The sequence below is a fragment of the Phenylobacterium sp. Root1290 genome, assembly GCF_001425305.1.
Taxonomy (GTDB): domain Bacteria; phylum Pseudomonadota; class Alphaproteobacteria; order Caulobacterales; family Caulobacteraceae; genus Phenylobacterium.
Map to the genome: position 1 here is coordinate 974,139 of NZ_LMEE01000002.1, position 19,374 is coordinate 993,512.

Annotated in this window: 19 protein-coding genes; 12 read left to right on the forward strand and 7 right to left on the reverse strand. The window is 68.4% G+C overall.

Going from position 1 to position 19,374, the window contains the following annotated elements; translation table 11 throughout:
- Window positions 1-5: 5 nt before the first annotated feature.
- Window positions 6-1,205 carry a formate-dependent phosphoribosylglycinamide formyltransferase gene (purT, locus tag ASC79_RS14290; RefSeq protein ID WP_056018005.1) on the forward strand — a complete coding sequence of 400 codons (1,200 nt, stop codon included), beginning with the start codon at window positions 6-8 and terminating at the stop codon, window positions 1,203-1,205.
- Here the strand turns inward: purT and ASC79_RS14295 are convergent, their stop codons facing one another.
- Window positions 1,206-2,042, reverse strand: a complete 837-nt coding sequence (locus ASC79_RS14295) for an MliC family protein (protein ID WP_056017608.1) — start codon at window positions 2,040-2,042, stop codon at window positions 1,206-1,208.
- Window positions 2,043-2,222: 180 nt separating this feature from the next.
- On the opposite strand from ASC79_RS14295, the gene gap reads away from it, so the two are divergent.
- From gap to ASC79_RS14315, 4 genes are all read left to right on the forward strand, one after another.
- Window positions 2,223-3,230 (forward strand): type I glyceraldehyde-3-phosphate dehydrogenase, encoded by a 1,008-nt coding sequence (gene gap / locus ASC79_RS14300; RefSeq protein WP_056017611.1) that lies wholly within the window; start codon window positions 2,223-2,225, stop codon window positions 3,228-3,230.
- A gap of 99 nt (window positions 3,231-3,329) precedes the next feature.
- The gene (pgk, locus tag ASC79_RS14305) at window positions 3,330-4,520 is read left to right on the forward strand and encodes a phosphoglycerate kinase (protein ID WP_056017613.1); all 1,191 of its coding nucleotides are present in this window, start codon (window positions 3,330-3,332) and stop codon (window positions 4,518-4,520) included.
- Between the two features lie 24 nt (window positions 4,521-4,544).
- Window positions 4,545-5,630: a class II fructose-bisphosphate aldolase gene (gene fba, locus ASC79_RS14310; protein WP_056017616.1), complete on the forward strand. Its 1,086-nt coding sequence runs from the start codon at window positions 4,545-4,547 to the stop codon at window positions 5,628-5,630.
- Window positions 5,631-5,733: 103 nt separating this feature from the next.
- Window positions 5,734-6,000, forward strand: coding sequence for a hypothetical protein (locus ASC79_RS14315; RefSeq protein WP_056017619.1), 267 nt, complete (start codon window positions 5,734-5,736; stop codon window positions 5,998-6,000).
- On the opposite strand, the gene ASC79_RS14320 is transcribed toward ASC79_RS14315, so the two are convergent.
- From ASC79_RS14320 to ASC79_RS14330, 3 genes are all read right to left on the reverse strand, one after another.
- A complete protein-coding gene (locus ASC79_RS14320; RefSeq protein WP_369817267.1) occupies window positions 5,997-7,607 on the reverse strand; it encodes an MFS transporter in 1,611 nt (536 codons plus the stop codon). The genes ASC79_RS14315 and ASC79_RS14320 overlap by 4 nt on opposite strands.
- Before the next feature lie 267 nt (window positions 7,608-7,874).
- The gene (bfr, locus tag ASC79_RS14325; RefSeq protein WP_056017625.1) at window positions 7,875-8,366 is read right to left on the reverse strand and encodes a bacterioferritin; all 492 of its coding nucleotides are present in this window, start codon (window positions 8,364-8,366) and stop codon (window positions 7,875-7,877) included.
- A gap of 119 nt (window positions 8,367-8,485) precedes the next feature.
- Complete coding sequence (locus ASC79_RS14330; protein ID WP_056017628.1) at window positions 8,486-8,671, reverse strand: bacterioferritin-associated ferredoxin; 186 nt, start codon at window positions 8,669-8,671, stop codon at window positions 8,486-8,488.
- Between the two features lie 143 nt (window positions 8,672-8,814).
- On the opposite strand from ASC79_RS14330, the gene thiE reads away from it, so the two are divergent.
- From thiE to ASC79_RS14345, 3 genes are all read left to right on the forward strand, one after another.
- Entirely contained in the window at window positions 8,815-9,462 is a 648-nt protein-coding gene (gene thiE, locus ASC79_RS14335) for a thiamine phosphate synthase (RefSeq protein WP_056017633.1), read from the forward strand.
- Between the two features lie 109 nt (window positions 9,463-9,571).
- On the forward strand, window positions 9,572-10,366 hold the full coding sequence (locus ASC79_RS14340; RefSeq protein WP_056017636.1) for an inositol monophosphatase family protein: 795 nt from the start codon (window positions 9,572-9,574) through the stop codon (window positions 10,364-10,366).
- A 45-nt stretch (window positions 10,367-10,411) separates the two neighbouring features.
- Window positions 10,412-11,431, forward strand: coding sequence for a glycerophosphodiester phosphodiesterase (locus tag ASC79_RS14345; protein WP_056017639.1), 1,020 nt, complete (start codon window positions 10,412-10,414; stop codon window positions 11,429-11,431).
- 77 nt (window positions 11,432-11,508) lie between these two features.
- Here the strand turns inward: ASC79_RS14345 and ASC79_RS14350 are convergent, their stop codons facing one another.
- Window positions 11,509-13,359: an ABC transporter transmembrane domain-containing protein gene (locus ASC79_RS14350; protein ID WP_056017642.1), complete on the reverse strand. Its 1,851-nt coding sequence runs from the start codon at window positions 13,357-13,359 to the stop codon at window positions 11,509-11,511.
- Window positions 13,360-13,478: 119 nt separating this feature from the next.
- Between ASC79_RS14350 and rpmE the strand changes: the two genes are divergently transcribed.
- Window positions 13,479-13,703 (forward strand): 50S ribosomal protein L31, encoded by a 225-nt coding sequence (gene rpmE / locus ASC79_RS14355; RefSeq protein WP_056017645.1) that lies wholly within the window; start codon window positions 13,479-13,481, stop codon window positions 13,701-13,703.
- A 232-nt stretch (window positions 13,704-13,935) separates the two neighbouring features.
- Here rpmE and ASC79_RS14360 read toward each other — a convergent pair whose 3' ends face one another.
- Together ASC79_RS14360 and ASC79_RS14365 are read right to left on the reverse strand one after the other, a co-directional pair.
- On the reverse strand, window positions 13,936-14,442 hold the full coding sequence (locus ASC79_RS14360; RefSeq protein WP_056017648.1) for a DUF1465 family protein: 507 nt from the start codon (window positions 14,440-14,442) through the stop codon (window positions 13,936-13,938).
- Between the two features lie 134 nt (window positions 14,443-14,576).
- Window positions 14,577-14,780 carry a DUF1192 domain-containing protein gene (locus tag ASC79_RS14365; protein WP_056017651.1) on the reverse strand — a complete coding sequence of 68 codons (204 nt, stop codon included), beginning with the start codon at window positions 14,778-14,780 and terminating at the stop codon, window positions 14,577-14,579.
- A 78-nt stretch (window positions 14,781-14,858) separates the two neighbouring features.
- Between ASC79_RS14365 and ASC79_RS14370 the strand changes: the two genes are divergently transcribed.
- From ASC79_RS14370 to ASC79_RS14380, 3 genes are all read left to right on the forward strand, one after another.
- Window positions 14,859-15,836, forward strand: coding sequence for an NAD(P)H-quinone oxidoreductase (locus ASC79_RS14370; protein ID WP_056017654.1), 978 nt, complete (start codon window positions 14,859-14,861; stop codon window positions 15,834-15,836).
- Window positions 15,837-16,177: 341 nt separating this feature from the next.
- Window positions 16,178-17,680, forward strand: a complete 1,503-nt coding sequence (locus tag ASC79_RS14375) for an MFS transporter (protein WP_056017657.1) — start codon at window positions 16,178-16,180, stop codon at window positions 17,678-17,680.
- 22 nt (window positions 17,681-17,702) lie between these two features.
- On the forward strand, window positions 17,703-19,235 hold the full coding sequence (locus ASC79_RS14380) for an MFS transporter (protein ID WP_056017660.1): 1,533 nt from the start codon (window positions 17,703-17,705) through the stop codon (window positions 19,233-19,235).
- The last annotated feature ends 139 nt before the right edge of the window (window positions 19,236-19,374 follow it).

Genomic DNA, 19,374 nt, shown 5'->3' on the forward strand with positions numbered 1-19,374 from the left:
CCCGCATGCGTCTCGGAACCCCGCTCTCGCCGTCGGCCGTCAGGGTCATGCTGCTGGGTTCGGGCGAGCTCGGCAAAGAGGTGGCCATCGAGCTGCAGCGGCTCGGCTGCGAGGTCATCGCCGTCGACCGCTACGCCGGGGCGCCCGCCCATCAGGTGGCCCATCGCAGCCATGTGATCGCCATGACCGACCCGGTCGCCCTGCGCGCACTGGTGCTGGCCGAGTGCCCGCACCTGATCGTTCCCGAGATCGAGGCCATCGCCACCGACGAGCTGGTCAGGCTCGAGGCCGAGGGCGTGGCGACCGTCATCCCGACCGCCCGCGCCGCCCAGCTGACCATGAACCGCGAGGGCATCCGCCGGCTGGCGGCCGAGACGCTGGGCCTGGCCACCTCGCCCTACGCCTTCGCCTCGTCGGAGGCCGAGCTGGCCGAAGGCGCCGCCAAGGTCGCGGGCTTCCCCTGCTTCGTGAAGCCGGTGATGTCGTCGTCCGGCAAGGGCCAGTCCTATGTCGAAGGGCCCGAGGAGATCGCCGCGGCCTGGCGCTACGCCCTCGAAGGCGGCCGGGTCGAACAGCCCCGCGTGATCGTCGAGGGCAAGATCGACTTCGACTTCGAGATCACCCTGCTGACCGTGCGCTCCAAGGGCGCGAGCGGCGAGGTCGAGACCAGCTTCTGCGCGCCGATCGGCCACCGCCAGGTCAAGGGCGACTACGTCGAGAGCTGGCAGCCGCAGGCGATGAGCGAGACGGCGCTGAAGCGCGCCCGCGACATCGCCGCCAAGGTCACCGGCGAGCTCGGCGGCCTGGGCATCTTCGGCGTCGAGCTGTTCGTGCGCGGCGACGAGGTCTGGTTCTCGGAAGTCAGCCCGCGGCCGCACGACACCGGCCTGGTGACGCTGGCGACCCAGTACCTCAGCGAGTTCGCCCTGCACGCCCGCGCCATCCTCGGCCTGCCGACCGACGTCTCCCAGCGCGAGCCGGGCGCCAGCGCGGTGATCTATGGCGGCATGGACGCCGAGGGCATCGCCTTCGACGGCGTCGCCGAGGCGCTGGCCGTGCCCAGCGCGGACCTGCGCCTGTTCGGCAAGCCCGAGAGCTTCGAGCGCCGCCGCATGGGCGTGGCCCTGGCCAGGGGCGCGGACGTCGACCAGGCCCGCGAGCGGGCGCGCGAGGCGGCCGCCCGCGTCAAGCCGGTCAAGGGCTGATCACCCGCCCGGCGACGGCTTCAGCGCCGTATCGGCGATATGCCACTTGCGCTGCTCGTCGGTGGCGCCCGGGACGTCGTTGACCCGCCGAAGGTTCACGTCGCCCTTCATGTGGACCGGCGCGCCGGTCTTCAGCTTGCCGTAGATCACCACCGGCACGGTGACGAACATCGAACCGGCCCCGCCCTCGATCGCGCCGGGGGCGCCGATCTGCGCATTGTAGCTCTCGTACTTGTCGAAGCTGGCCGCGAAGGCCTGGGCGGTCATGCCGCTGGCCTTGCCGCCGTCGCTCCAGAGGTTCCAGGCCTGCTGGTACTTCTTGTCGCCCAGCAGCGCGTAATAGGTCTGCACCACATTGGCCGCCCCCTGGGCGCCGTCGGGGGTGAACGGGCCTTCGGAGATCGGGGTCTTGTCGTCGGGCAGGCCGCCGGGGCTGCCGGGCGGCGGCGGCGCGACCGCGCCGGCTTCGGGCGCCTTGCAGTTCACGCCGGGCGCGGTGGCGATGTCCTCGCCGGCCGCCAGCGGGCTGAGCTGCCCCTGGCTCATGCCCTTGGTCCACCACTGGTAGCCGTCGCCGGTATAGCGCGCGCCGCTGGCCGAGATGGCGATCTTCAAGGTGCTGCTCTTGCCGTCGATCTCGACGACCGCGGTGTCCGGATTGGGATAGCTGGCCCGCACGGTCCGCCCGTCGTCGCAGGCATAGACCGTGACAGTGGCGGCCGGCGCGGCCGGCGCAGCGGGCTCCGGCGCCTTGGCCTGCTCCTGCGGCTTGCCGCAGGCGGCCAGGCCCAGCCCGGCCATCGCCGCGACCGCGGCCAGATGCTGTAGATTCGCCACTCCGAACTTCCCTCTGCTGCTTGGCTCTGCCGAAGCGTCCAGGTCGCGTTCGCGTTCCCTGCGAGCCGTTTGACAACGATAACGGCAACGCTTTGTAGCGCGACGTGATGGCCTTGGGCTTGACTCCCGCGCCGCTGACCCGAAAGAACCGCCCCAAATCAATTGGCTCAGGAGTTTTCGATGACCGTTCGCGTCGCCATCAATGGGTTCGGCCGTATCGGCAGGCTGGTCCTGCGTTCGATCGTCGAGCATGGCCGCAAGGACATCGAGGTTGTCGCGATCAACGACCTGGGCCCGGTCGAGACCAACGCGCACCTGCTGCGCTACGACAGCGTCCACGGCCGCTTCCCCGGTCAGGTGAAGGTCGACGGCGACACCATCGACGTCGGCTTCGGCCCGATCAAGGTCACCGCGATCCGCGATCCGAAGGACCTGCCGCACAAGGATCTGGGCGTCGACATCGCCCTGGAGTGCACCGGCCTGTTCACCACCCGCGACAAGGCCGCGGCCCACCTGGAAGCCGGCGCCAAGCGCGTCATCGTCTCGGCTCCGTGCGACAACGCCGACAAGACCATCGTCTACGGCGTCAACCACGCGACCCTGACCAAGGACGACCTGGTCATCTCCAACGCCTCGTGCACCACCAACTGCCTGGCGCCGGTCGCCAAGGTCCTGCACGAGCTGGCCGGCATCGAGCGCGGCTACATGACCACGATCCACTCCTACACCGGCGACCAGCCGACGCTGGACACCATGCACAAGGACCTCTACCGCGCCCGCGCCGCGGCGATGTCCATGATCCCGACCTCGACCGGCGCCGCCAAGGCCCTGGGCCTGGTGATCCCGGAACTGCAGGGCAAGCTGGACGGCAGCTCGATCCGCGTTCCGACCCCGAACGTCTCGGTCGTGGACCTGACCTGGGTGGCCGGCCGCAAGATCACCAAGGAAGAGATCAACGAGGCGCTGACCGCCGCCGCCAACGGCCCGCTGAAGGGCGTGCTGGCCGTGACCAACGACCCGCTGGTGTCGATCGACTTCAACCACGAAGCCGCCTCGTCGACCGCGGCGCTCGCCCAGACCCAGGTGATCGACGGCACGCTCGGCCGCGTCCTGTCCTGGTACGACAACGAGTGGGGCTTCTCGACCCGCATGAGCGACACCGCCATCGCGCTGGCGAAGCTGATCTAAGACCGCTGCGACGGGCGCCATCCACAGGGTGGCGCCCGTTTCGCATTCCGGACGTTTTGGACCCCAGGCGCGCGACGCCGGGGTGAGCGGAGATATTTGATGGCCTTCAAGACCCTCGACGACGCCGACCTGGCGGGCAAGCGCGCCCTGGTCCGCGTGGACATCAACGTCCCCATGGCCGAGGGCAAGGTCACCGACGACACCCGCCTGCGGGCCATCCTGCCGACCATCGCCAAGCTGCGCGCCGGCGGCGCCAAGGTCGTGCTGCTGGCCCATTTTGACCGGCCCAAAGGCAAGGTCGTTCCCGAAATGAGCCTGAAGCCGCTGGCCCAGCCGCTGGCCGACCTGCTGGACGCCCCGGTGGCGTTCGCGAGCGACAGCGTGGGCGAGGCCGCCAAGGCCGCCGTCGACGGCCTGAAGAACGGCGACGTGCTGCTGCTGGAGAACGTCCGCTTCCACCCGGGCGAAGAAAAGAACGATCCCGAGTTCGCCAAGGCGCTGGCCGCCAACGGCGACCTCTATGTCAACGACGCCTTCTCCGCCGCCCACCGGGCGCACGCCTCGACCGAGGGTTTGGCGCGGCTGCTGCCGGCCTATGCGGGCGAGCAGATGCGTCTCGAACTGACGGCGCTCGACAAGGCGCTGGGAAACCCCGAGCGCCCCGTGATCGGCATCGTCGGCGGGTCCAAGGTCTCGACCAAGCTCGACCTGCTGCGCAACCTGGTGACCCGGCTGGACAAGCTGGCGATCGGCGGCGGCATGGCCAACACCTTCCTCTACGCCCAGGGCCACGATGTCGGCGCCTCGTACTGCGAAAAGGAGCTGGCCGAAACCGCGCGCGAGATCATCCGCCTGGCCGGCCAGAACAACTGCAAGCTCTTCCTGCCGGTCGACATCGTGGTGGCGGAGAAGATGGCGCCCGGCGCCCCGGCGCGGGTTCGCGGACTGGGCGCGGTCGACGAGGACGAGCGCATTCTCGACGCCGGTCCGGAGACCGTCGAACGCCTCTGCCGCGCCATGGCCAATTCCAAGACCCTGATCTGGAACGGCCCGCTGGGCGTGTTCGAAATTCCGCCCTTCGACAAGGGCACGATGACCGCCGCGCATTACGCGGCGCAATTGGCCAAGGACGGCAAGCTGGTGGCCGTGGCCGGCGGGGGTGATACAGTCGCGGCCCTCAACGCAGCGGGCTGCGCCGACGATTTCACGTTCGTCTCCACGGCGGGCGGCGCGTTTCTTGAATGGATGGAAGGCAAGGAGCTGCCCGGAGTGGCCGCCCTGACCGCTTAACTTTAGAATTACGGAGGGCAGGGCATGGCCCGGGTTACTTTGAGACAACTCCTCGATCACGCAGCCGAGCACGGCTACGGGGTCCCGGCGTTCAACATCAATAATATGGAACAGGCGCTGGCGATCATGGAGGCCGCCGAGGCCACCGACTCGCCGGTGATCATGCAGGCGTCGCGCGGCGCCCGCTCCTACGCCAACGATATCGTGCTGAAGCACCTGATCGACGCGATGGCGGAACTGTATCCGCACATCCCGATCTGCATGCACCAGGACCACGGCAACAACGAAGCCACCTGCGCCACGGCGATCCAGTACGGCTTCACCTCGGTGATGATGGACGGCTCGCTGAAGGCCGACGGCAAGACCCCGGCCGACTACGACTACAACGTCGCCGTCACCAAGAACGTGGTCGACATGGCCCACTGGGTCGGCGCCTCGGTCGAAGGCGAGCTGGGCGTGCTGGGTTCGCTGGAAACCGGCATGGGCGAGAAGGAAGACGGCCACGGCTTCGAGGGCAAGCTCGGCCATGACCAGCTGCTGACCGACCCGGACCAGGCGGTCGAGTTCGTGAAGGCCACCCAGGTCGACGCGCTGGCCATCGCCATGGGCACCAGCCACGGCGCCTATAAGTTCACGCGCAAGCCGGACGGCGACGTCCTGGCGATGAACGTGATCGAAGAGATCCACCGCCGCCTGCCCAACACCCACCTGGTGATGCACGGCTCCTCGTCGGTGCCGCAGGACCTGCAGGACATCATCAACGAGTTCGGCGGCGAGATGCCCCAGACCTGGGGCGTGCCGGTCGAAGAGATCCAGCGCGGCATCAAGCACGGCGTGCGCAAGATCAACATCGACACCGACAACCGCATGGCGATGACCGGCGCGATCCGCAAGCTGTTCGCCGAGAAGCCGGGCGAGTTCGACCCGCGCAGCTATCTGAAGCCCGCCAAGGAAGCCATGCGCAAGGTCTGCGTCCAGCGCTTCGAGGAGTTCGGCACCGCCGGCCACGCCAGCTCGATCAAGGCGATCCCGCTGTCGGACATGGCCAAGCGCTACGCCTCCGGCGAGCTGGCCCCGAAGATCGGCGTCAGCCGCCAAGCGGCCGAGTAGCCTCTTCGCATCGACGATCTGGCAGAGCCGCCGCCTTAACCGAGGCGGCGGCTTTTGCTTGGGCGGGATGGAACCTGGCCCAGGCCCCGGCGATTGCTGGGACATGAAGCGCATCCTCATGGTCGCGGGCATGCTCGCCGCGCTGGCCCTGGCCGCCGGCCTGGCCGGCTGGACCTTCTATGCCGGCTCGCGGATCGGCGACGGCTGGGCCGGCGTCAGCCACGTCCTGACCTTCGTGATCATCGGACTGACGGCGGTCGGGGCCCTGACCGGCGGCCTGATGTGGCTGGCCTTCTATTCCGCCCGCCACGGCTATGACGAACCCTACGACGTCAACAAGCCGGGCGGCGGGCGCGGGCCGTCCAGCTAGTCGTCGACGTTCGCCCCGCGCATCTCGCGCAGGAAGAAGAAGCCGATCACCGCGGTCGCGGCGGCGATGACGATGGGATACCAGAGCCCGAAATAGATGTTCCCGGTCGCCGCCACCATGGCGAAGGCCGTGGTCGGCAGGAAGCCGCCGAACCAGCCGTTGCCGATGTGGTAGGGCAGGCTCATCGAGGTGTAGCGGATGCGGGCCGGGAACATCTCGACCAGCGCCGCGGCGACGGGCCCGTAGACCATGGTCACGTACAGCATCAGCAGGAACAGCAGGGCCACGACCATCGGCTTGTTGACCTTGTCGGGATCGGCCTTTGGCGGATAGCCGGCCTCGTGCAAGGCGGCGTTCAGGTCCTTGACCCAGGCGTCGCGGGCGACCTTGAACTGGGCCATGTCCATGCCCGTGGCGTCGACGCCGGAGAAGCCCCGCTCGCCGATCATCACGAAGGCGGGTTCGGACCCGGCGGTGGCCTTGACGCTGTCATAGGACACCCCGGCGTTGGCCAGGGCGGCGCGGGCGACGTCGCAGCCGCTGGTGAACACCTGCTTGCCGACCGGGTCGAACTGGACGTGGCAGGTGTCGGGATTGGCGATCAGCACCACCGGCGCGCGGGCGGTCGCGTGGGCCAGGGCCGGATTGGCGGCCACGGTCAGGGCCTTGAAGATCGGAAAATAGGTCAGGGCCGCCAGCAGGCAGCCGAGCAGGATGATCGGCTTGCGGCCGATCTTGTCCGACAGCCAGCCGAACACCACGAAGAACGGGGTGCCGAGGATCAGGGCGAAGGCGACCAGGGTGTTGGTCAGCGGGCCGTCGACCTTCAGCGTCTTCTCCAGGAAGAACAGGGCGTAGAACTGGCCGGTGTACCAGACCACCGCCTGGCCGGCGGTGAGGCCGACCAGGGCCAGCAGCACGATCTTCAGGTTCGACCACTGGCCGAACGACTCGGCCAGCGGCTTCTTGGAGGTCTTTCCCTCGTCGACCATCTTCTGGAACACCGGGCTCTCGTTGAGCTTCAGGCGGATCCACAGCGAGACGACCAGCAGGATCGCCGAAACCAGGAACGGGATGCGCCAGGCCCAGGCCTTGAACACCTCCTCGCCGGTCAGCGAGCGGACGGCCAGGATGACGATCAGGCTGAGGAACAGGCCCAAGGTCGCCGTGGTCTGGATCCAGCTGGTGTAGAGCCCGCGCTTTCCGGGCGGGGCGTGCTCGGCCACGTAGGTCGCCGCGCCGCCGTACTCGCCGCCGAGCGCCAGGCCCTGGATCAGCCGCATGACGATCAGCAGGGCCGGCGCGGCCACGCCGATCTGGTCGTAGCCGGGCAGCAGGCCGACCGCGAAGGTCGACAGCCCCATCAGCAGCATGGTGATCAGGAAGGTGTTCTTGCGGCCCCAGAGGTCGCCAAGCCGGCCGAAGACGATGGCTCCGAACGGCCGCACCGCGAACCCGGCGGCGAAGGCCAGCAGGGCGAAGATGTAGCCGGTGGTCTCGTTGACGCCCGAGAAGAAGTGCTGGGTGATGAACCCGGCCAGCGAGCCGTAGAGGTAGAAGTCATACCACTCGAAGACCGTGCCGGCCGAAGCCGCGCCGATCACCATGCGATGGCTCTTCTTCTCGACGACGCTCTCGCCCGCGATCGTTTCGGCCATCCTCGCTCCCCTTATCGTTGCGGGGAGCCTAGCGGGTTTTCTGATGGCGGGAAGCTACGCTGAACGCGCAAGAAACGTGTCATCCCGGTTTTGTCGGCGCAGCCGTCAAAGACCGGGATCCATCGACGCGAGCGCCCGCGCTAGGCGCCTACGTCTGGTGCGAATGGGTCCCGGACAAGCGCTGCGCGCATTCCGGGATGACACCATGCGTCAAATCTAGTGCCCCTCGCCGCCTTCGAGTTCGCCGAGCGCGCTTTGCAGGTAGTTCGGCTCGCCGAGGGTGCGGACCAGGTTCAGCTGGGTCTCGAGGAAGTCGATGTGCTCCTCGGTGTCGCTGAGGATCTCGCGCAGGATCTCGCGGGTGGCGTAGTCGCCGGTGGCCTCGCACTCGCGGATGCCTTCGATCTGGTCGACGCGGCCGCCGACCTCGACCGCGAGGTCCGCGGCCAGGCATTCGGGCACGGTCTCGCCGATCTTCAGCAGGTGCAGGTCCTGCAGGTTGGGCAGGCCCTCGAGGAACAGGATGCGCTTGATGAGCTTGTCGGCGTGCTTCATCTCGCCGATGGATTCATCGTAGGTGATCTTGCCCAGACGAGCGTAACCCCAGTCCTGATACATCCGCGCATGCAGGAAGTACTGGTTCACCGCGGTCAGCTCATTGGTAAGCACCGCGTTGAGCCGCTTGATAATAGCCTTGTCGCCCTTCACGTGAGCCTCCTCGAATCCACTTCGAGGGCAAACTCTTCCCGGGGACGAGTTTAGTCAAAGCCTATGTTTGCAAGTGATTCCGCGTTTCGTTCGCAAGCTTACGAACCGGCAGCGAAGACCTATTCGGCTGCGTAGCGCAGAGCCTCGCCGTGCTCGCCGATCATCTTGCGCATGTTGCAGACGCAACGCGCGCATTGGGCCTGGGAATCGCAGGCCCGGAACACTTCGGCAGGGCGCGTGGCGCCAGCTTCGATGGCGGCGCGAACTTCGCGTTCGCGGATGCCGTTACAATTGCAGACGTACAAGGCGGCCTCTTTCCTCGGCGACGGGAGCTTTGTAGCAAATGCGAACGTCGTTGCAAATCATTTGCAAGTTTAGAACCGCTACCGCTGGTGGGTGCGACGCGCGGCCGTTTGTCGCTGAGCGCGCGCGCGGCTAGAAGGCGGTCATGACCGCCGAATGCCGCCTCTACCTGATCACCCCGCCGAAAATCGACGACCTGGCCGCATTCGGGCGGACCTTGGCTCGGACGCTGGACGCCGGCGACGTGGCGGCGCTGCAGATCCGGCTGAAGGACGTGGACGACACGGTGATCGCCGCCGCGGTCGACGTGCTGGCGCCGATCGCCCAGGCCCGCGGCGTGGCGGTGATCCTCAACGATCGTCCCGACCTGGCAGCCCGGCTCGGCTGCGACGGCGTGCATGTGGGCCAGTCCGACACGCCCTATGCGCAGGCCCGCAAGATCATGGGCCCCGAGGCGATGATCGGCGTGACCTGCCACGACAGCCGCCACCTGGCGATGGAGGCGGCCGAGGCCGGGGCCGACTATGTGGCCTTCGGCGCCTTCTTCCCGACCACGACCAAGGACGCGCCGACGCGGGCCGAGCCCGACATCCTGACCATCTGGCAGGAGACGATGGAGGTCCCGTGCGTGGCCATCGGCGGGATCACCGAGGACAACGCCGAGGGGCTGGCCAAGGCCGGCGCGGACTTCCTGGCGGTCTCGGCCGGCGTCTGGGCCCATCCGCAGGGCCCCGCGGCCGCGGTTGCGGCGCTGGACGCGGCGATCGCGCGGGGCGTCGCGGCGCGGGGGTGAACGCCTCGCACCTTGCCTTAGAGCCCTCCTCCCACTAGGTTCCGCCGCTCGAATTTGCCCGCCTTTCCGGCGCGATGGCGCTCGTCTGGCGTCAGAACTGGATCTCCCCGTGTCGACCCAAACCGCCCTGCTGAAAGTCATGTCCGACGCCGCCCGCAAGGCGGCCCGCGGCCTCAACCGCGATTTCGGCGAGCTGTCGGAGCTGCAGGTGTCGCGCAAGGCGCCCGCCGACTTCGTCTCCGCCGCCGACCTGCGCGCCGAGCAGACCATCTTCGAAGCCCTGGAAAAGGCCCGCCCCGGCTACAGCTTCATGGGCGAAGAGCGCGGCCTGATCGAAGGCACCGACAAGACCCACACCTGGATCGTCGACCCGCTGGACGGCACCACCAACTTCCTGCACGCCATCCCGCACTTCGCGATCAACATCGCCCTGCAGCGCGAAGGCGTCGTGGTCGCCGCGGTGACCTACAACCCCGTGACCAACGAGCTGTTCTGGGCCGAGAAGGGCAAGGGCTGCTTCGTCAACGACAAGCGCCTGCGCGTCGCCGGCCGCAAGCACCTGGACGAGGCGGTCCTGGGCACCGGCATTCCGTTCCTGGGCCATGGCCAACACGCCCGCTTCCTGAAGGAACTGCACCAGATCAGCCAGCGCGTGGCCGGCGTGCGCCGCTTCGGCGCCGCGGCCCTGGACCTGGCCTATGTGGCCGCCGGCCGCCTGGACGGCTTCTGGGAGCGCGACCTGAAGGCCTGGGACATGGCTGCGGGCATGCTGCTGATCAGCGAGGCGGGCGGCAAGGTGACCGACGCCGAAGGCGGCGACGACATTGTGGGCAGCGGCTCGATCTGCGCGGCCAACCTCGAACTGCACCCGCTGCTGATCGAAAAGCTCAAGGCCGCCGCCTAGGCCGAGCTTGATGCAGGCGTCACCTTGGGCGGCTAGTGTCGCCCAATGCACCTGACCCGACGCGCCTTCGCCCTCTCGAGCGCCGCCCTGGCGGCGAGCCCCGCCATGGCCGCAAACGCCCGCAAGCCCATCGTCATCGCGCACCGCGGCGCCAGCGGCGAGCGGCCCGAGCACACGCTCATGGCCTATCGGCTGGCCATCGAGGAAGGCGCCGACTTCATCGAGCCGGACCTGGTCGTCACCAAGGACGGTCACCTGGTCGTGCGGCACGAGAACGAGATCGCCGGGACCACCGATGTCGCGGACCGGCCTGAGTTCGCGGGCCGCAAGAGCATCAAGACCATCGACGGCGAGCGAGTCGAAGGCTGGTTCACCGAGGACTTCATGCTCAGCGAGCTGAAGACCCTGCGCGCCCGCGAGCGGCTGCCGCAGCTGCGGCCGGCCAGCGCCAAGTTCGACGGCCGCGAGGCGATCGCGACCTTCCAGGAGGTGGTCGACCTGGCCAGGGCCGAGAGCGGCCGGACCGGACGCGTCATCGGCCTCTATCCCGAGATGAAGCATCCGGCCTATTTCGCGTCCATCGGCCTGCCCATCGAGGGACGGCTGGCGCAGGCGCTGAAGGACAACGGCCTGGACAGCGCCCAGGCGGCGGTCTTCGTCCAATGTTTCGAACCGCAGCCGCTGAAGACCTTCAAGACGTTGTCGAAGGCCCGCCGGGTGCAGCTGGTGGGCGCCGACAGGCCCGACATGGTCAGCGCCGAAGGCCTGAAGCACATCGCCGAATACGCTGACGGCGTCGGACCCGACTGGTCGCTGGTGATCCCGACGAAGGATGGGGCGCTGGGGGCGCCGACGGCCCTGGTCGCGCAGGCGCGGGCGTTGGGGCTGGAGGTTCACCCGTGGACCGTGCGGGCCGAGAACCGCTTCCTGCCGGCGGACTTACGCAACGGCGAGGATCCGGCCGCGCACGGCGACGCGGGCGCGGTGCTGAAGGCGCTCTACGCGGCAGGCGTGACGGGCGTGTTCAGCGACTTCCCTGCCCTGGCTGTGCAGGCGCGGGGATAGCCTACAGAGTCAGCAGCCCCCTCCGTCTCGATGCTTTGCATCGATCCACCTCCCCCAGCGGGGGAGGAATTGTCACGTCAAGCCGCAGCCTCGCCGAACTGCAGGGCCGCCAGGCGGGCATAGAGACCGGCATTAGCCAGCAGCTCGGCGTGGGTGCCCTGCTCGACGACCTTGCCGGCGTCCATGACCACGATGCGGTCGGCCTTGAGCACGGTGGCCAGGCGGTGGGCGATGACCAGGGTCGTGTGGCCGACCATGGCGTCCTCCAGGGCGCGCTGCACCAGGCGCTCGTTCTCGGCGTCGAGGGCGCTGGTGGCCTCGTCGAGCAGCAGCACCGGGGTCTCGCGGATCAGGGCGCGGGCGATGGCCAGACGTTGGCGCTGGCCGCCCGACAGGCTGCGGGCGCGGTCGCCCAGCGGCGTGTCGAAGCCCTGCGGCAGGGCGTCGAGGAAGCCCTCGGCCTGGGCCGCGCGGGCCACGGCGCGGATGTCCTCGGGGCCGGCGTCCAGGCGCCCGAAACGGATGTTGTCGGCCGGCGAGCCGGAGAACAGCGGCGAATCCTGGGAGACCAGCGCCATGCGCGCGCGCACCTCGGCGGGATCGGCGTCGCGCAGGTCCACGCCGTCGAGGCGGATGGTCCCGCTGGCCGGATCGTAGAACCGCAGCAGCAGCCGGAAGACGGTGCTCTTGCCCGAGCCCGACGGGCCGACCAGGGCGACCGTCTCGCCCGGCGCCACGCGCAGCGAGAAGCCGTCGAGGGCCATGGCGTCGGGGCGGGCCGGATAGGAAAAGCGCACCTGATCGAATTCGATCTCGCCGCGGGCCGGCTGCGGCAGCGCCTTGGGATGGGCCGGGGCGGCGATGGACGGCGTGGCGGCGAACAGCTCGGAAACCCGCTCCATGGCGCCGGCGGCCTTCTGCACGTCGCCCCAGGTCTCGCCCAGGGCGCCGACCGAGCCGGCCGCCATCACGGCGAGGAAAGCGAACTGGAAGAGCGCGCCCCAGGTCATCTCGCCGCGCAGGCCCGCATGGACGCCCAGCCAGAAGATGAAGACGACGCCGCCGAAGACCAGGCCGATGACCAGGGCGGTCATGACCGCGCGCGCGGTCATGCGGCGCAGCGAGGTGCGGAACGAGGCTTCGACCGCATCGCCGAAGGTGGCCGCGCCGACGCCCTCGCGGCCGAAGGCCTGGACGGTCTCGAGCGCATCCAGCGTCTCGCCGGCGTGACCGACCGCGGAGGCGAACTGGTCCTGGGTGGAGGTGGTCAGCTTGCGGACGCGCTTGCCGTAGAGAAAGAGCGGCGCAAGCACGAACGGGAACAGGGCGACGATCAAGGCGGTCAGCTTGGGGCTGACGATCACCAGCAGCACCAGCGCCCCGATCAGGGTCAGGAAGTTACGCAGCGCCACGGAGATGGAGGTCGAGAGCAGACTCTCGACGATCTGGATGTCGGTGGTCAGGCGCGAGAGCACCTCGCCGGTGCGGGTCTTGGCGAAGAACGGCTGGTCGAGGGTGAGGATGTGGCCGTAGGCGGCCTTGCGCAGGTCGGCGGTGATCCGCTCGCCCAGCTTGGTCACGAAGAAGTAGCGCAGGGCGCTGGAGGCGGCGAGCGCCAGGGCCACGGCGCCGATCAGCCAGAAGCGCGGGGCGACGCTGGCGTCGGTGGCGCCGGGGGCGGTCAGGTGATCGACCAGCATCCGCACGGCGCCGGAGAGGCCAAGGGTGGAGGCGGTCGCGGTCAGCAGGAACAGTCCGGCCCAGGCGGTGTCGCCCTTGTGCCGGGCGAGATACGGCGCCAGGCCGCGCAGGGCCCCGACGTTGCGGCTGCGGGTCCGACGCTGGGCGGCTTCGCTCAGATCCTGCGCCATGGCGGCGCCGGCGCTGGGCCGTCCTTCGACAGGGGCCTCGGCGGCCAAATCACTCATAGAAACTAGCGCCCTTGCTCTTACCGCGCCTTTTCCTGTATACGCGCGGCTTCCTTCGCGCCCGCCCTTGCGGCGGACCGTGAACTTTCTGCCGCTCCTTTACGTCGGTTGCCCTCGCGATGAAACAAGACACCCACCCCGACTACCATTTCATCACGGTCGTGATGACCGACGGTTCGAGCTATCAGACCCGCTCGACCTACGGCAAAGAGGGCGCGACCCTGAACCTGGATATCGACCCGAAGACGCACCCGGCGTGGACGGGCGGCAACCAGACCCTGCTGGACCGCGGCGGCCGCGTGTCGCGCTTCAACGCCAAGTTCGGCGCCTTCACCCGCAAGTAAGGCCTGCGGCGCGCCTTGCGCGCGCCCACCGCACTCCGCGAGCAGATACGAAAACGCCGCGCTGCCCGCGCGGCGTTTTTTGCTGTGCGTACGCCCCACAGCCCTTGATCGTCATGGCCGGGCCGCTAGGTCCCGGCCATCCATAGGCACGAGGCTCTCCGGCGCACACGGCGACTATGGATCCCCGACACGCGGTCGGGGATGACGAGCTGTGATGAATGGCGGCGCCTTGTCAGGCCCCGAAGGCGGCCTGCAGGCGGCCGAACTGGGACAACACCGGATTGGCGTCCTCCGGCTCGGTCTCTTCAATGTACATGCGGCGGTCGAGGTGGCGGACGCGCTCGTAGAGGCGCTCGGAGCGGTCCAGCAGAATCAGCAGGCCCGAGGGCAGGTCCTCGGTGGTCGCGCCGCGGCAGATGTCTTCGGCGCCGAGGCGATAGCGTTCTTCGCGCGCGCTCTCCGGGGGCATGTCGCCCTCGCGCACGGCGCGCTGGACGAGCAGCCAGGAGGCGACCTGCATCAGCCGGGTGGTGAGCCGCATGCTTTCGCCGGCATAGGCCAGGGCGGCGCTGCGCGAGAGCAGCTTGGATTCCTGCCGCCCCGAGCCGTCGAGATAGCCGGCGGTCTCCTCGACCAGATCCATGCCCTCCTGGAAGGTCCGGTCGAACAGTTCGGATCGCGCGAAATCGGCGATGACATCGGCTCGCCAGGCGCCGCTCGGCGCAAATCCTTCGTTCATGACAGCACTTCGCCTCTAAATTCCCGCCCGCAGGTGCTTGCGGCTTCGGCTGGGGAGGTCTGCAACCCCCATGCCAAACGTAAACACCCGTTATCGATGATCTGCGTTTACGTTCGGTTATCCGTAAGCGCCGCTCAGCTTGGCTTTGAGAATAGCGCGTCGGCGGCGGCGCGGCCCGAGCGCTTACGCTCAATTTGGGCACGACAGCGCGCGGCCTCGGCCTCCAGGGCGGCGATGCGCTCCTCCAGCTCGGCGACGCCGTAGAGCTCAAGATCCTCGCGCATGGCCTCGGCAAGGCGCTGGCCGCGCTGGATACGGGTGTTCACCGGGTCATCCATCGATGGTCCTCCCTTTGCCGAGCTCGCTGCGGCGACTATCTGGGAGACTACGCTGAAAACCTGCCGGAGGGCGCCCCTGTGACTGAGACCATGACCGCGATCGCTGTGGAGGGCGGGCGAGGACCTGCGGAAAACCTGAAGGCGCATACCATCGCGCGCCCGGAGCCCGGCCCCGGCCAGATCCTGATCAAGGTCGAGGCCGCCGGCGTGAACCGTCCCGACCTAGCGCAACGGATCGGCGCCTATCCGCCCCCGCCCGGCGCCCCCGAGACGCTGGGCCTGGAGGTGGCCGGCGAGGTGGTGGTCGCCGCCGGACGCTGGAAGGTCGGCGACAAGGTCTGCGCCCTGCTCGGCGGCGGCGGCTATGCGCAATACGCCGTGGTGGACGCGCGCCACGCCCTGCCGATCCCGCAGGGCCTGAGCGCGCTGGAGGCCGCGGCCCTGCCCGAGACGGTGTTCACGGTCTTCGCCAACGTGTTCGAGCACGGCGACCTGAAGGCCGGCGAGACCGTGATGATCCACGGCGCGACGTCCGGCATCGGGACAACGGCGATACAGATGGCCAAGGCCGCCGGGGCCAAGGTGATCGCGACCGGCCGCGGCGCCGGCAAGGCGGCCGAGGCGCTGAAGCTCGGCGCCGACGTCAGCGTCGACGTCACCGCCCAGGACTTCGCCGAGGTCGCCAAGGCCAACGGCGGCGTCGACGTGATCCTGGACATGGTCGGCGGCGACTATTTCGCCAAGGGCCTCGACAGCCTGAAGACCGGCGGCCGCATCGTGTTCATCGCGGCGCAGGGCGGGGGCGAGGTGGCGCTGCCGATCTTCCGCCTGATGATGAAGCGCGCGGTGGTCACCGGATCGACCCTGCGCCCGCGCGACGCCGACGAGAAGGCGCGGCTGGCGGCGGCGGTCGAGCAGACCGTGTGGCCGTGGATCGCCGCGGGCAAGCTGAAGCCCCAGATCGACAAGACCTTCCCGTTGGCGGAGGCGGCCCAGGCCCACGCCTACCTGGAAGCCGGCTCGCACGTCGGCAAGGTCATGCTGCTGGCTGACTGAGTCGCAGTTCTAGGGTGCGGCATGGTGGTGGGCCAAGCGCCCGCCACCGCCGTGGAATGTTTGCAGAACATCGATCACGGCGCCGTTCCGCCGCATGAAATCCTTTCATAGTAACGGTAAGGCGCCCGCCAGCGACGACGAAACCCGTTGACGATAGGGAAGCCGTCCCTCACGATTTAGCCAATTGATCGGGAGCGTCCGGCCACGCCTTCAAGGCTGTGGTTTGGCCTCTCACATAATGGCGGCTGCGCAGCATTGATCGCGCGGCGGGAGGAACAATTGGTCAGCGGCCTTTACATGCCGAACATCCGTGCGCGCGTCGCACACCAGACGGCCCGCGCATGACCGACTCCCGTCCGCCCCTGAGCCTGGCGACCAAGCTGCTCTACGCTGTCGGCGCCGTGGCCAATGCGGTCAAGCTACGCGGCCTCTCCACCTTCCTGATGCTGTTCTACAATCAGGTGGTGGGCCTGCCGCCGACGACGGTGACCTTCGTCCTGATGATCGCGCTGGTGTTCGACGCCATCGTCGATCCGCTGGTCGGCCAGGTCTCCGACAACTTCAAGTCCCGCCTGGGCCGCCGCCATCCGTTCATGTACGCCGCGGCGATCCCGGTCTCGGTGGCGTTCTACATGCTGTGGAACCCGCCCGAGGGCCTGACCGACGGCCAGATGGTCGGCTACCTGCTGGCCTGCCTGCTGACCGTCCGCCTGTTCGACACCTTCTTCGAGCTGCCGCACTCCACCCTCGCGCCCGAACTGGCCAAGGACTACGACGAGCGGACCAAGCTGATCTCGCTGCGCATGCTGTTCGCGGTGATCGGCGGCCTGGGCATGACCGTCATGGCCTATCAGGTGTTCCTGAAGGAGAATCCGGACGGCACCGGCGGGGTCCTGGCCCGCGAAGGCTACTTCTCCTATTCGCTGACCGCCTCGCTGCTGATCTTCGGCTGCATCCTGCTGTCGACGGCCGGCACCCAGAGCCAGATCCCGTATCTGCGCCAGCCGCCGGCGCGCAAGATCACCTTCAAGGCGATGGCCCGGGAAGTGGCGGCCACGCTCAACAACCGCGCCTTCGTCATCGCCACCATCACCGGGATGTTCGTGGCGATCGCCACCGGCGCCCGCAATGCGCTGGAGATCTATTTCGGCCTCTACTTCTGGGAACTGACCCAGACCCAGCTGGCCGGCCTGGTCACGGTCAGCGTCGTGGGCGCCGCGCTCGGCGTGGTCACCGCGCCGCAGGTCGCCAAGCGGCTGGGCAAGAAGACCGGGGCGCTGCTGATGTTCTCCAGCGCGCTGGCCGTCGGGATCAGCCCGGTTGTGGCGCGCCTGTTCGGCGTGATGCCCGACAACGGCACGAGCGCGCTCTACCTGCTGCTGGTCGTCGAGACGGTGATCAACACGGCCCTGGCCGGCGGCACCGGCGTGCTGCTGGTCTCGATGGTCGCCGACGTCATCGAGGACGCCGAGGTCAAGACCGGTCGCCGGTCCGAAGGCCTGCTGATGAGCGCCGATAACCTGTTCAAGAAGCTGGTCTCCGGCGTCGGGGTGTTCATCTCCGGCGCGGTGCTGGCCTTCGTCGCCTTCCCCGAGAACGCCAAGCGCGGCCAGGTGGACCCCGAGATCATCCACAGCATGGGCCTGATCTACCTGCCGGTGGTCTGCGTCCTGTTCGGCCTGGGGATCGTCAGCCTCAGCTTCTTCAACATCGACAAGGCCAAGCACGAGGACAACCTCCGCCGCCTGGCCGCCACCGCCCTCGAGGGCGGGCCCGGCGAGGCGCCAGTCCCCGCGCCGGCGCCCGAAGCCCCGTCCGTATCGCCCCAGCCCTCCAAGGCCTGACCGCAGTCCAGGATTTCACGACATGACCGACGCCGCCGCCGGCCTGCCGCCACGCCCGCCGATCACTCTCACGACCAAGACCCTCTATGGCCTTGGCGCCGCCGCCAACATCATCAAGCAGCGCGGCATCACGACCTTCCTGCTGCTGTTCTACAATCAGGTCGTCGGCCTGCCGCCGGCCATGGTGTCGACGGCGATCATGATCGCGCTGATCTTCGACGCCTTCATCGACCCGATGGTCGGCCAGATTTCGGACAACACCCGCAGCAAGTGGGGCCGCCGCCACCCGTTCATGTACGCCGCGGCCCTGCCGGTCGCGATCGCCTTCTACATGATCTGGAACCCGCCGGTCGGCTGGGAGAACGAGGCGCTGTTCGGCTACATGCTGGTCTGCCTTCTGACGATCCGGCTGTTCGACACCTTCTTCGAGCTGCCCTCGTCGGCGCTGCTGGCGGAGCTGACCTCGGACTACGACCAGCGCACCAGCATGATCGCGATCCGCTCGTTCTGCGGCGTGGCCGGCGGCCTGATCATGCAGCTGCTGGTCTACCAGGTGTTCCTGAAGCAGAACGCCGACGGCACCGGCGGCCTGCTGTCGCGCGACGGCTGGCAGACCTACTCGATCGTCGCGGCCATCACGATCTTCACGATCATCCTGATCTCGTCGCGGGCGACCCACCACCAGATCCCCTATCTGCGCCAGCCGCCGAAGCGGAAGATCACGCTGCCCGCCATGCTGCGCGAAGTGGGCGCGACCCTGAACAACCGCTCGTTCGTGGCCCTGACCATCTCGGGCATGTTCATGAACGTGTCGCTGGGTCTGAAGACCGCGCTGGAGCTCTATTTCAACCTCTACTTCTGGGGCCTGACCCAGGGCCAGCTGGCGCTGCTGACCGTCACCGGCGTCGTCGCCAGCGTGATCGGCGTCGTCGCCGCCCCGAAGGTCGCCGCCAAGCTCGGCAAGAAGCTGGCCGCCATCACCATGTTCTTCGGCGCGGTGATCGCCCTGCTGCTGCCGATCGGCCTGCGGATCCTGGGCCTGATGCCCGAGAACGGCACCAACCTGCTGTTCGGCATCCTGATCATCGACTTCATGGCCAACGGCGCCATGGCGATCATGACCGGGGTCATGCTGCAGTCGATGATCGCCGACGTCGTCGAGGACAGCGAAGTGAAGACCGGCCGTCGCTCGGAAGGCCTTCTGTTCTCGGCCGACAACCTGTTCAAGAAGATCGTCTCCGGCGTCGGCGTCTTCACGTCCGGCGTGCTGCTGGCCTATGTCGCCTTCCCGCAGGGCGCCAAGCCGGGCGAGGTGGACCCCGACCTGCTGCGCAACCTGGCGCTCATCTACCTGCCGACGATCGGCGGCTTCTACGCCATCGCGATCACCTGCCTGTTCCTCTACCGGATCGACAAGACGACCCACGAGGAGAACCTGCGCAAGCTGCAGGAGGGGGCGATGGAGGTGCGCACCACCGACGCCCAGATCGAAGGGGCTTCGCCCGCGGCGACCGGCCCGGCCGGCGACCTCAGCCCGGTCGCGCCCAAGGCCTGACGCGCCAGCCTTGACCGCCGCTCCCGGGCCATCCGGGGCGGCGCGATCCTCCAATCCCCTCGCGGCGCCCGTCGCGAGGGGATTTTGACTCTGGAGATTAGGCGCTTGCCAGGGCCGCGGTCATACCGAATATTCGAAG

What these genes read in the sequence shown, in the direction of transcription:
- thiE (WP_056017633.1), top strand. Translation starts at nt 8,815, where the DNA reads ATGACCGCCGAATGCCGCCTCTACCTGATCACCCCGCCGAAAATCGAC.
- ASC79_RS14350 (WP_056017642.1), bottom strand. Translation starts at nt 13,359, where the DNA reads ATGAGTGATTTGGCCGCCGAGGCCCCTGTCGAAGGACGGCCCAGCGCC.
- ASC79_RS14375 (WP_056017657.1), top strand. Translation starts at nt 16,178, where the DNA reads ATGACCGACTCCCGTCCGCCCCTGAGCCTGGCGACCAAGCTGCTCTAC.
- purT (WP_056018005.1), top strand. Translation starts at nt 6, where the DNA reads ATGCGTCTCGGAACCCCGCTCTCGCCGTCGGCCGTCAGGGTCATGCTG.
- ASC79_RS14365 (WP_056017651.1), bottom strand. Translation starts at nt 14,780, where the DNA reads ATGGATGACCCGGTGAACACCCGTATCCAGCGCGGCCAGCGCCTTGCC.
- ASC79_RS14315 (WP_056017619.1), top strand. Translation starts at nt 5,734, where the DNA reads ATGAAGCGCATCCTCATGGTCGCGGGCATGCTCGCCGCGCTGGCCCTG.
- pgk (WP_056017613.1), top strand. Translation starts at nt 3,330, where the DNA reads ATGGCCTTCAAGACCCTCGACGACGCCGACCTGGCGGGCAAGCGCGCC.
- fba (WP_056017616.1), top strand. Translation starts at nt 4,545, where the DNA reads ATGGCCCGGGTTACTTTGAGACAACTCCTCGATCACGCAGCCGAGCAC.
- ASC79_RS14320 (WP_369817267.1), bottom strand. Translation starts at nt 7,607, where the DNA reads ATGGTGATCGGCGCGGCTTCGGCCGGCACGGTCTTCGAGTGGTATGAC.
- ASC79_RS14360 (WP_056017648.1), bottom strand. Translation starts at nt 14,442, where the DNA reads ATGAACGAAGGATTTGCGCCGAGCGGCGCCTGGCGAGCCGATGTCATC.
- gap (WP_056017611.1), top strand. Translation starts at nt 2,223, where the DNA reads ATGACCGTTCGCGTCGCCATCAATGGGTTCGGCCGTATCGGCAGGCTG.
- ASC79_RS14380 (WP_056017660.1), top strand. Translation starts at nt 17,703, where the DNA reads ATGACCGACGCCGCCGCCGGCCTGCCGCCACGCCCGCCGATCACTCTC.
- rpmE (WP_056017645.1), top strand. Translation starts at nt 13,479, where the DNA reads ATGAAACAAGACACCCACCCCGACTACCATTTCATCACGGTCGTGATG.
- ASC79_RS14345 (WP_056017639.1), top strand. Translation starts at nt 10,412, where the DNA reads ATGCACCTGACCCGACGCGCCTTCGCCCTCTCGAGCGCCGCCCTGGCG.